The organism is Microcystis sp. M113S1, assembly GCF_020246945.1.
In the GTDB taxonomy this organism is placed as follows: Bacteria; Cyanobacteriota; Cyanobacteriia; order Cyanobacteriales; family Microcystaceae; genus Microcystis.
Genome location: NZ_JADBSA010000248.1, coordinates 1 through 10,690, shown reverse-complemented (window position 1 = coordinate 10,690; position 10,690 = coordinate 1). Strand labels below are relative to the sequence as shown.

Below are 10,690 nucleotides of genomic sequence, written 5' to 3'. Positions count from 1 at the left end.
TATTATGGCGAAAAGTTTGTTTTCCGAGACGGGGTGGACGCTTAATTTATCGAGAGTTATTTACTTTTCAACAAATGCTATCGTTTTTAAGGCAAGCCGTTGATAAAATCTATCAAGTTGTTGATACTATCTATTTGCCTTATGGCTAATAGCAATAGTCTTTTTTCTTAGACATAAGTTTTCTTAATTAGTTTCTCTAAGTATTTTGTATCAGATGTTACTAAATACTCTGGTTATTCAAACTTTTCCATCTACTGAGGTTAGCCAAAATAGGGGAAAGACAGATTACTTAATCAAGATAATTCACTTTCCCACACACAATCACACCAAAAAACTGAATAGTTAAATGATTGATAAATTAGCAAGATTGCCGCTAAAACCAGTGATTTCGATAATAGCGTCAGTGTTAGCGGAAAATCCAGCCAGATTATCATTTAGAGCCAAAAAGGTTTGAGTTCCAACCCTAAAGGTTGCGGCCCCATTAGCCACAAAATTTGTACCATTCAAAAGGGTTTTTATATTTGCCTCAGTTAAACTGCTCACACTAGCCAATTCCTTGACCTGAGCCGCACTTAAGGCGGTTAAACCATCAATATTGTCTATGCCAATTTGTAAATCTTTGATGACATCGTAGGAAACTAACAGAGAATCCTGGGGAGTATTAAACACAAAAGTATCAGCATCGGCTCCTCCTAGTAGGGTATCTTTCCCCAATCCTCCCACTATCAGATCACTTCCCGATTCACCTGTTAGATAGTCATTGTTATAACCGCCAAACAGTTGATCGCTGCCATTACCCCCATAGAGGGAATCGTTGCCATAGTTCCCATAGAGACTATCATTGCCCGAATCGCCCCATAGACGATCGAAGCCTTCGCCTCCTAGTAGATAGTCTTGTCCGTCACCTCCATACAGGTAATCATTATCGTCACCTCCGTCTAAAGTGTCATTCCCATAATTTCCTTTTAGTCGGTCAGTTCCGCTATACCCGTAAATTATGTCATTGCCATAAAAGCCATCAATTTGATTCTCGGTTGAAGAACCGTGCATTGTGTCATCGTTATAGCCTCCGACCATGTAAGGATAACCATCTGCCTGCAATTGCAGAAAAGAACTGGGATAGGTACTCCAGTAAAAAGTAGCGCCTTGTGCCATTGCTGTTTACCTCTTTCGGGTTCAAACATGAGTGAATAGGACAAAAGTAACGCTGTCCCAAGGGTGATGTCAGTCCCACTGGACATGGAAATTCTCAGGGGAGATCATGGAAAAATAGGGAAAGACAGCGATCGCATCTTTAACCAAAGTACTATTAAAAGCACTAATTTTGCTGTGGATTGATAAAGGCGATCCAAAAAAATCTCTTAAAATAGAGAAAACGAAGCCGTAAGGAAAGAACCAATGGCCACTACCGCAGATGACGTATGGCAACTCCTCGCAGAATTAACCATCAGGCAATCGGAATTAACTGCGGCTCAAAAAGAGACAGACCTACAACTCAAGGAAGTCAGTCAGGCACAGAAGGAGACCGATCGCCAACTGAAAGAGACCGATCGCCAACTGAAAGAGACCGATCGCCAACTGAAAGAGACCGATCGCCAACTGAAAGAGCAACTGAAAGAGACCGATCGCCAACTGAAAGAGCAACTGAAAGAGACCGATCGCCAACTGAAAGAATTAGGTAAACAAATTGGGGGACTCGGTGCAAAATTTGGCAGTTTTACCGAAGGTCTGGCTCTTCCCTCCATGGAAACGATTCTCAGACAACGCTTTGGCATGGAAATTATTAGTCCTAGTGTCCGCGCCAGCAAGGGAGGACAACACCTAGAGCTTGATGTCTTCGCCTATGCCAATGGTTATTTAAACACTGCCTATATTGTGGAAGTTAAAAGTCATGTCAGGGAAGATTCAATTACTCAATTAAAAAGTATTTTGCAACGTTTTCGTACCTTTTTTCCTGAACATCAAGATAAAAAACTCTATGGTATTTTAGCCGCCGTTGATATGTCCCCTGAATTACGTCAAAAAACCCTACAAGAAGGACTTTATGTGGCTCAGATTCACGACGAAGTCTTTGAACTGGATATTCCTGAAAATTTCCAACCCCTCAGCTATTAATTTTTCTTGATACCCCTAGGTCATTTTGTTGTGAAAACTTCAGATCGGTATCACTCTTTTCGGTTTTATTCCCTGGATTCTTGCTCGGCAAAATAACGGGAATAAAGGCGATAAAAAAAATCCCTTATCAAGGGTTATATATTTAGGGTTTGCTGAATAAATCTAAAAACCTTGTTGGATAAGGCTTTTAGACTTTTTTCCCCTCAAAAAGTGCTGACCATTGGAGTGATCGGGGGTAAAATTGGGGGACTTTTTCCCTGAAAATTAGGTAACTGACTACCTCAAAATCGGTAAAACCCTACACCCCACACCCCACACCCCACACCCTACCCCCAGGGAAAACTTTTTGCCGCAAACCCTATTTAATCCCAAGAGTTAATCATCATCAACATTTTAAAACGATTAAAGACATGGGAAAAATTCTGATAACTCGTTGTCAGTATCTCGAAAGAATGACTAATGAAATTAAAAGCTGAACCAATTATCATTGGCTCATTTATGATTGATTGTTATCAGCTTTTCAAAACAAAATTTAGTATTAATCAGCAAAATCTCGAAAAAAATCCCCCCTTTTTACCGGAAACAAAAAGGGGAGAAAATATTAGATAGCTTTACAATCCAGTCATCCATTCCGTATGGAAAAACTCACCTCTGGGTTTATCGGTACGTTCATAGGTATGAGCGCCAAAATAATCCCGTTGTGCTTGGGTGAGATTTTGCGGTAAATTGGCCCGACGATAACTATCAAAATAGTCCAAAGAAGAACTAAAAGCCGGGACGGGAATTCCCAACTTATTAGCCAAGACTAACACCTCACGCCATGCCTCTTGGCGATCGAGGATACTTTGCTTAAATTCCGGTGCTAACAACAAATTCGGCAGCCCCGGATTTTCTGCAAAAGCCTTGCGAATTTTATCCAAAAAACCGGCGCGAATAATACAGCCGCCCTTCCAAATCCGGGCTGATTCCGGCAGACTGATATTATAGTTAAACTCCTGAGAAGCTTTAGCGATTAAAGCCATACCCTGGGCATAGGAACACATTTTCGAGCAGTAAAGAGCATCACGCACTTTATCCACAAATAGTGCCGCATCCCCCGGATAGGTTTCCCCGGGTCCGGGTAACTCTTTTGCGGCTGCCACCCGTTCATCCTTATAAGCGGACATAACGCGAGCATTAACCGCAGCATAAATAGTCGGAATTGACACCCCCAACTCCAAGGAACTTAACACGGTCCAGCGTCCGGTTCCCTTTTGTCCCGCCGAATCCAAGATTAAATCTACCAAATGATGACCGGTTTCCGGGTCAACATACTTAAAGATATCGGCGGTAATTTCAATTAAATAAGAATTAAGCTCATCGGTGCGATTCCACTCGGCGAAAGTTTCCTGTAACTGCTGATTGCTTAATCCTAGACCATTTTTCAGCACATCGTAGGCTTCGGCAATTAACTGCATATCGCCGTACTCGATGCCATTGTGAACCATTTTCACATAATGGCCCGCACCACCAGATCCCACATAGGTGACACAGGGACCATCATCGACTTGGGCGGCAATTTTGGTTAAAATCGGCTCTAATTCCCGATAGGCGAACTCTGTACCCCCCGGCATCAGGGAAGGACCGTGCAGAGCGCCTTCTTCGCCACCACTGACCCCCATACCGACAAAACCGAGTTTAGTGGTTGATTCTAGGTCGCGGGTGCGTCTTTCTGTGTCCTCGTAGAGGGAGTTACCGCCATCGATAATCATATCTCCTTCTTCGAGAAGGGGTTTTAATTGTTCAATCACGGCATCCACCGGCGGGCCAGCTTTTACCATGACCAGAATTTTGCGGGGACGCTCTAAAATTTGGACGAATTCTTCTAAACTATAGGCCGCCTTGACATCCTTGCCGACGGCGCGAGTTTCCATAAATTCTTTAGTTTTGCTGGCGGTGCGATTGTAAACAGCGATGGGAAAACCCCGACTCTCCACATTGAGAGCGAGATTTTCTCCCATGACAGCTAGTCCGATAACACCGAAGGTACGTTTAGTCATAGAAATTCAGTCTCGGCTGATGCGTTCTTCCTCCCCTTTTAGCGCCTACTTTCCCTAAGATAGCTAAACTTTCCCTATTTCTTAAGCCTTGACTGATCAGTGATCAGTGATCAGTGATCAGTAATCAGATTTGGGTTTTCAGTGACCAGCATTGAGTGAGGAGTGTTACAGCGTTTCTCCTAAAGATGACGTGTAACCTAATTTGGTATCATCCCCAGACGACTGGCTACTGTTGCCTGTTCCCTAAAACCAGAGACTTCCTACCTCACCATTAAGATAACTGCTATAAATGGCATTCACTGATGACTTAAAAACCCCCAAGCGCAGAAAAATTAATGCTAATGTTAAATTAAATTAAGAAAATCCCCATTACTCTTATATGCAGTTAACTTGGCTTGATAGTAATTCTTGGTTAATCGAAATCGGGGGAAAACGCCTGCTTCTCGATCCTTGGTTGGTAGGTTCCCTGACTTTTGGTAATTTAACTTGGCTATTTGAGGGCAAAAAAACCGCTAATCATGCCATTCCCGAACATATCGATCTGATTCTTCTCTCCCAAGGTTTAGAAGATCATGCTCATCCTCCTACTTTACAGGTACTCGATCGCCAAATTCCCGTGGTAGCTTCTCCGAATGCCGAAAAAGTCGTTAAATCCCTCAATTATACCCATCCCATCCCTTTAACCCACGGTTCTAGTTATATCTTTGACAATGCGATCAAAATTACTGCTGTCCCCGGTTCTCCAGTAGGGCCGACTCTGGTGGAAAATGGCTATATTATCAAGGAATTAGCGACCAATCAAACTATCTATTACGAACCCCACGGATATCACTCTCCTACCCTCGATTCTTTGGGTAAAATCGATGTGATTATCACTCCTTTGATTGACTTAAAAATACCTTTCCTCGGACCGGTAATCAAAGGACAAGAAAGCGCTTTAGCAGTCTGTCAACGCTTGCAGCCTCAATATATTATTTCTACGGCTGCCGGTGGTGATATTGAGTTTAAAGGTTTATTGATGGCGGTGTTAAGTGCTGGGGGTAGTCCCGAATCTTTTCAAGAATTATTAACATCCCATGCTTTGCCAACAAAAGTAATCGATCCTCGTCCTTGGCAACCTTTTACAGTGGAATTAGGCGAGTGCGTTCCGGGTTTAAGCTAATCTGAGTTAAGGGAAGAATAGGAACAATGCTGACTATTTCTTCCCGATTTTTATCTAAAAAAGTAGAATTTTTGTTATATCTTTGCTGGCTACAGATGACATTAATTGGTTAAAAAAACGGCTCTCTTGAATATTGGGTGTAAAATGGGGAGATGCCAATTGTACTATAAATCAGAATACTTGGGGCTTACTGAATAACTGCGGTGGTAGATTGTAAAACGTCCAGTTTACACAGCCCGAAATCTTTGCGATTTTTAGTCCAGAAAATTATATAATTAAAAGTGGCTCTTCTCTGCTAAATTGTCTATGAATCAGTTGCCCTTATTTTCTCAATCAAAATCAGTGCGGGACTTTTATCAACCTGATGCTGAAATAATTCTTTATCAAGGAGATACCAATAATTTTATCAAGACTATACCAGATAATTCTGTGAGCTTGATTATTACTTCTCCTCCCTACAATTTAGGAAAAGACTACGAAAAAAAAATCTCTTTGGATACTTATCTGGAAACCCAAACCAAAATTCTGCGAGAACTGTCTAGAATCTTGCAAGATAATGGCAGTATTTGCTGGCAGGTGGGAAATTTCGTTCAAGAGGGTGAAGTTTATCCTTTAGATATTTTTTATTATCAGCTATTTAAACAAATGGGTTTCTTTTTAAGAAATAGAATTGTCTGGCATTTTGGCCATGGATTACATACTTCTAAAAGATTTTCTGGCAGGTATGAAACTATTTTGTGGTTGACAAAAACCGATCAATATACCTTTAATCTTGATCCGGTGAGAATCCCCGCTAAATACCCTGGTAAGCGCCATTTTAAAGGCAAGAATATCGGTAAACCTTCTGGTAATCCTTTAGGGAAAAATCCCAGCGATGTTTGGGAGTTTTTAGCACAAGATTGGGATGAGTTACTGTGGGATATTCCTAACGTTAAATCTAATCATCCAGAAAAAACTATTCATCCTTGTCAATATCCAATTGAATTAGTAGAAAGATGTGTTTTAGCCTTGACAAATGAGGGGGATTGGGTTTTTGATCCTTTTGCTGGGGTTGGAACTTCTCTGATTGCTAGTATTATGCACAATCGTCGAGGGATGGGGAGTGAAAAAGAAGCAGAATATGTGAAAATTGCCCAGGAAAGAATCGCCGCTTATTTTCAAGGAAATCTCAAAATTCGTCCTTTAGGAAAACCTATTCATCAACCTACTGGTCAAGAAAAAGTTGCTCAAATTCCCGAAGAATGGCTACAATGATTGATAATTTTTTTTGTCACCATTTTTATAGAAAACTTTGCAGAATTGTGGCGGTTTCTTGTCCGGTTTTTTCCCAACTAAAAAGCTCGGCGCGTCGGTGACTAAGAGATTTTAAATTTAAGCGCAATTGGTTATTTTTAGCGATTTGCTGCATTGCCTCTCTTATCTCATCAATACTATAGGGATTAATTAAAATTGCCGCATCTCCTGTGACTTCTGGGAGAGAAGAAAGATTAGAAGTAATTACAGGAGTTCCACAGGCGATCGCTTCTAGTACAGGTAATCCAAAACCTTCCCAAAGGGAGGGATAAACTAAAGCAGTTGCTTGGTTTAAAAGTTGCGGCAATTCTGTATAGGAAACATAGTTTAAAAATTGCACTCGTTGAGAGATTGATAATGCTTCTACCTGTTGCTGTAGAGCCGGGGTAAAACGCGAGTCAAATTGACCGACAATTAATAATTGATATTCGGGGTCGATTTGGGAAAAAGCAGTAATTAAACGACCGAGATTTTTATGAGGATCATAACGACCAAGATAGAGAAAATAGGGACGAGTCGCCAGATTTAGAGGACGAAAATTATGAGAATCATATCCAGAAAGAATCACGGTTATTTTGTCAAGAGGTATGTTAAAAAACTTATTAATATCCGAGGCAGTTGCTTGGGAAACAGCGATAATATGTGTAGCTTTTTTCAGAACTTGGGGTAAATAGTATTTATTATAAAAAGTTAGCGGAGAAAATTTCGGAAATCGCAGGGGAATTAAATCATGAACTGTGACAATATAGCGGCAATTTCGATAAATAGGTGCTTCGGGAATGGGGGTAAATAGCAGGGAAGATTTCAATTGTTGATAGGTTTGATAGAGTTGGGTTTCTGTCCAAATTAAGCGCTTAATATTGCCTTTGGTTCCCTGTTCTTGGGTGAGGTTTGCCGAGACAGGATAGGTGTTAAAATCTGGGTAACTATTAGAAGTGATTAGGGTAGGATTTAAGTTGGCTAATTGGGGAATGAGATTTTTAGTATAGGTAGTCAACCCAGTATATTTAGTACCGAGAAAAGCGAGATTGATTAATAATTGTTTATTTTTATTCATAGATATTAGCTAGTTAAGTAGGTAGGTGTTAAAAGTTGTCAGAAACCCCCCTTATCAAGGGGGGATTAAGGGGGGATCAGCACCACCCTTATCAAGGGGGGATTAAGGGGAGATCAGAGGCAAAATCTATCTTCAATTTAATTATAACTACTTACTTATTATAAAAGAGAACGATAAGCTTTTATAGTAGCTTGTGCGGTTTTTTGCCAAGAGAATTTTGCCGCTTGTTTTTTTCCTTTCGTGATTAAGTCTTGACGGAGAGAGGTATCACTAATCACCTGATAGATTGCCGCGGCAATTTCCAGGAGATTATCGGGATTAATTAATATTGCCGAATCTCCGGTGACTTCGGGTAAGGATGCAGTATTAGCAGTTACCACCGGACAACCTAAAGTCATCGCTTCTAAAACCGGTAATCCAAAACCTTCGTAAAAAGAAGGATAGACAAAAACATCGGCTTTTTGATAATAATCCGCAACTAAGTCATCGGAAAGATAATCAAGATGTTGGATACTATCTCGAAAGGGAGACTGAGATATTTTATCGAAAATTGGTTCATACTTCCATCCTTTTTTGCCAATCAGAATCAGATTATGGTCTAATTTATACCTGTCCTTGAGATAATTAAAAGCATCGATAAGATTAATAATATTTTTTCTGGGTTCTAGGGTACTAACAAAGAGTAAATAGGGTTTAGTGATAGTTAGAGATGAGGGAAGATTTAGGGGAGAAGAATAACGACTTGCGAGGGGAGTAACAAAAATTTTCTCTGGGTTCACATCTAAATATTCAACAATATCTCGTTTGGTACTTGCAGAGTTAGCAATGACTAAATCTGTCCATTGTAGAGATTGTTTAATCCGTTGGGTGTAGGTTTTGACAATCCCCGTGACAAACTCAGGATATTTAATAAAAGTAACATCATGAATAGTCATAACTTTACGACTCTGACCACAAGGATACACCACATGATCCAATCCGTGGAGAATATCGGGAGAATCAAGAAAGTTTTCTAGATAGGGGATTAGAGGATTAGGAAATCGAGTTAAGATATTGCTAAGACTGACGGGAATTGGTAAACATTTAACCTCTGGATAGGATTGCAGTTTTTCGGGTATAGAAAGATTACCCCGCAGCCAGTTTTTTACCGATGGTTGAAAACAGAGGGACAGGGAAAAGTTTTCTTGGTTTTGTAATTTAGCTAATTCGGCAATCAGATGATAAGCATATAATCCAATTCCACTAGGATTTTGTCTTATCGGTGTACCATCAACTAAAATTTTGAGCATTTGCGGTTAGATGAGATTGACGGGATAGATATTTTTAAAATTACAGATTCAATTGTCAATTTTGCTCGGTTAGGACAAGATTAAAATCGGCAATAAACTCCACCCTAATAGTTAATCTTACCCTATAGCGTCCCTAAATAGCAGCCTTTTTGGGCTAGGTTCTGGCGAATACTTAATTTATCGGGCAATTTTTTCGCTTATTGTCCCCTCACCCACCCTATTACTATGATTGTCAACGGGTACTTATTAAGCTAAGACGTATTTTAATTGCCTATCCTTAGATTAGCTGCATCTCCTTGACGAAAAACACTATAATTAGTTATAATGACGGAAGAATGGCTTCCTCGTGCTTGTGGTGAGCAGAAAAAGTTATCTCAGGGATGAAGTAGTCCCCCAGAGAAAAACTAATATCTGGTAATGCCGAAAAATCTTGATTAACTAATGTTTTCACTATGTTTAATCGCTTAGTATCTTTTAAATGCTTAGAAGGCCATGAAGGAGAGGTTAAATGTCTAACTTTTTCCCAAGATGGTAAATTTTTGGCTAGTGCCGGAGATGATGGTAATATTCTAATCTGGGAATGGAGAAAAAATCAGAAGTTTTCTTTAACTAAAAAAATTGATAAAGTTTTTGAAGATGATACCAATAAAATGTTTGGATATCTAGAGGAGGGGATTGGCAATATATTTGGAAATAAGGGTGGAATCGCTATACCTCAAATTAACGATATGTTCTCAAAACCACCTCAAGTAAAGGTTTCGGAGATTGATGATATATTTCCAAGACATAGACATAAAAGAATCAATTCTGTTGCTTTTAGTCCCTGTCAAGGATTTTTGGTTAGTGGAAGTGATGATCAAACCGTAAGAATTTGGTCACTGGAAACTAAAAAATTAATCTCTACCTTAACGGGACACCAAGACAAAGTTACAGCAGTAGCTGTTCATCCCGATAGGGAAATTATTGCTAGTGGTAGTGAAGATAAAACGGTGAAAATATGGTCAGTAAAAACTGGAGAAATTCTGTCCACATTACAGGGTCATAGCGATAAAGTACTAACAGTTAAATTTAGTCAAAATGGTCAACTTTTAGCCAGTGGTGGCGGCGAAAATGACAAAGCGGTAATTATTTGGAATCTGGGAGAAAAAAGCAGTATTATCTTAAAAGGTCATTCCGATTGGTTTGGAGGTATTTTATCGGTAGATTTCGGCAGTAATAACAAATTTTTAGCCAGTGGCAGCAAAGACAAAACCATTAAAATCTGGGATATTAAAAGAGGGACAGAGGTAAAAACTCTCAGCGAACATAGTGATCATATCAATTCAGTTAGTGTTAGTCCTAATAATCAACTATTAGCCAGTGGTAGTGATGATAAAAGCTTAAAATTATGGGATTTAAAAGCAGGAAAAGCCATTATTTCTATTCCCCATCCCCAGAAAATCTATTCCGTTTGTTTTAGTCCCGATGGTAATTATATCGCCACGGCCTGCCAAGACAAAATCGTTAGAGTTTATGCCACTTCCGAACTACAATCTTTAGCAAGTTGAACAATCTTTAATCGCACCCGATGCTTATTGATGTCTAATTATCTACTAGAGACCGCTGCCGGTCTGTTCTTCTCGGAAGTAAAGCTGATATAATTGACAGCTAGGCTGGGCTAGATCGCCTTTTAACTGAATTAAACCCATACTTTCCAGTTTATAGGCAGTAATCGGTTCTAATCGCGCTCTCTTAT

10 protein-coding genes are annotated in these 10,690 nt (G+C 39.8%); 5 read left to right on the top strand and 5 right to left on the bottom strand.

Annotated elements, in window-relative coordinates:
- Positions 1–342 precede the first annotated feature (342 nt).
- Entirely contained in the window at positions 343–1,155 is an 813-nt protein-coding gene (locus tag IM319_RS12390) for a calcium-binding protein (RefSeq protein ID WP_287735805.1), read from the bottom strand.
- Between the two features lie 243 nt (positions 1,156–1,398).
- Here IM319_RS12390 and IM319_RS12385 point away from each other — a divergent pair, with 243 nt between their 5' ends.
- Complete coding sequence (locus tag IM319_RS12385) at positions 1,399–2,115, top strand: DUF3782 domain-containing protein (protein WP_287687567.1); 717 nt, start codon at positions 1,399–1,401, stop codon at positions 2,113–2,115.
- Positions 2,116–2,574: 459 nt separating this feature from the next.
- A complete protein-coding gene (locus tag IM319_RS12380) occupies positions 2,575–2,724 on the top strand; it encodes a hypothetical protein (protein WP_287699318.1) in 150 nt (49 codons plus the stop codon).
- Between the two features lie 2 nt (positions 2,725–2,726).
- On the opposite strand, the gene gnd is transcribed toward IM319_RS12380, so the two are convergent.
- The gene (gene gnd / locus IM319_RS12375; protein WP_287687568.1) at positions 2,727–4,154 is read right to left on the bottom strand and encodes a decarboxylating NADP(+)-dependent phosphogluconate dehydrogenase; all 1,428 of its coding nucleotides are present in this window, start codon (positions 4,152–4,154) and stop codon (positions 2,727–2,729) included.
- Between the two features lie 379 nt (positions 4,155–4,533).
- On the opposite strand from gnd, the gene IM319_RS12370 reads away from it, so the two are divergent.
- Both IM319_RS12370 and IM319_RS12365 read left to right on the top strand, forming a co-directional pair.
- Positions 4,534–5,316, top strand: a complete 783-nt coding sequence (locus IM319_RS12370) for an MBL fold metallo-hydrolase (protein WP_286827078.1) — start codon at positions 4,534–4,536, stop codon at positions 5,314–5,316.
- A 306-nt stretch (positions 5,317–5,622) separates the two neighbouring features.
- A complete protein-coding gene (locus tag IM319_RS12365) occupies positions 5,623–6,570 on the top strand; it encodes a DNA-methyltransferase (RefSeq protein ID WP_287735804.1) in 948 nt (315 codons plus the stop codon).
- 25 nt (positions 6,571–6,595) lie between these two features.
- On the opposite strand, the gene IM319_RS12360 is transcribed toward IM319_RS12365, so the two are convergent.
- Both IM319_RS12360 and IM319_RS12355 read right to left on the bottom strand, forming a co-directional pair.
- Complete coding sequence (locus IM319_RS12360; protein ID WP_287735803.1) at positions 6,596–7,666, bottom strand: glycosyltransferase family 4 protein; 1,071 nt, start codon at positions 7,664–7,666, stop codon at positions 6,596–6,598.
- 158 nt (positions 7,667–7,824) lie between these two features.
- Complete coding sequence (locus IM319_RS12355; protein ID WP_287735802.1) at positions 7,825–8,955, bottom strand: glycosyltransferase family 4 protein; 1,131 nt, start codon at positions 8,953–8,955, stop codon at positions 7,825–7,827.
- Between the two features lie 452 nt (positions 8,956–9,407).
- Here IM319_RS12355 and IM319_RS12350 point away from each other — a divergent pair, with 452 nt between their 5' ends.
- A complete protein-coding gene (locus IM319_RS12350; protein ID WP_287735801.1) occupies positions 9,408–10,502 on the top strand; it encodes a WD40 repeat domain-containing protein in 1,095 nt (364 codons plus the stop codon).
- 45 nt (positions 10,503–10,547) lie between these two features.
- On the opposite strand, the gene IM319_RS12345 is transcribed toward IM319_RS12350, so the two are convergent.
- On the bottom strand, positions 10,548–10,690 hold a 143-nt coding region (locus IM319_RS12345; protein WP_287735806.1), incomplete at its 5' end, for an AAA-like domain-containing protein.

Bases quoted from the DNA above. Each gene is read 5' to 3' on its own strand.
- IM319_RS12380 (WP_287699318.1), top strand. From the start codon at position 2,575: ATGAAATTAAAAGCTGAACCAATTATCATTGGCTCATTTATGATTGAT.
- IM319_RS12350 (WP_287735801.1), top strand. From the start codon at position 9,408: ATGTTTAATCGCTTAGTATCTTTTAAATGCTTAGAAGGCCATGAAGGA.
- IM319_RS12385 (WP_287687567.1), top strand. From the start codon at position 1,399: ATGGCCACTACCGCAGATGACGTATGGCAACTCCTCGCAGAATTAACC.
- IM319_RS12355 (WP_287735802.1), bottom strand. From the start codon at position 8,955: ATGCTCAAAATTTTAGTTGATGGTACACCGATAAGACAAAATCCTAGT.
- IM319_RS12370 (WP_286827078.1), top strand. From the start codon at position 4,534: ATGCAGTTAACTTGGCTTGATAGTAATTCTTGGTTAATCGAAATCGGG.
- IM319_RS12365 (WP_287735804.1), top strand. From the start codon at position 5,623: ATGAATCAGTTGCCCTTATTTTCTCAATCAAAATCAGTGCGGGACTTT.
- gnd (WP_287687568.1), bottom strand. From the start codon at position 4,154: ATGACTAAACGTACCTTCGGTGTTATCGGACTAGCTGTCATGGGAGAA.
- IM319_RS12360 (WP_287735803.1), bottom strand. From the start codon at position 7,666: ATGAATAAAAATAAACAATTATTAATCAATCTCGCTTTTCTCGGTACT.
- IM319_RS12390 (WP_287735805.1), bottom strand. From the start codon at position 1,155: ATGGCACAAGGCGCTACTTTTTACTGGAGTACCTATCCCAGTTCTTTT.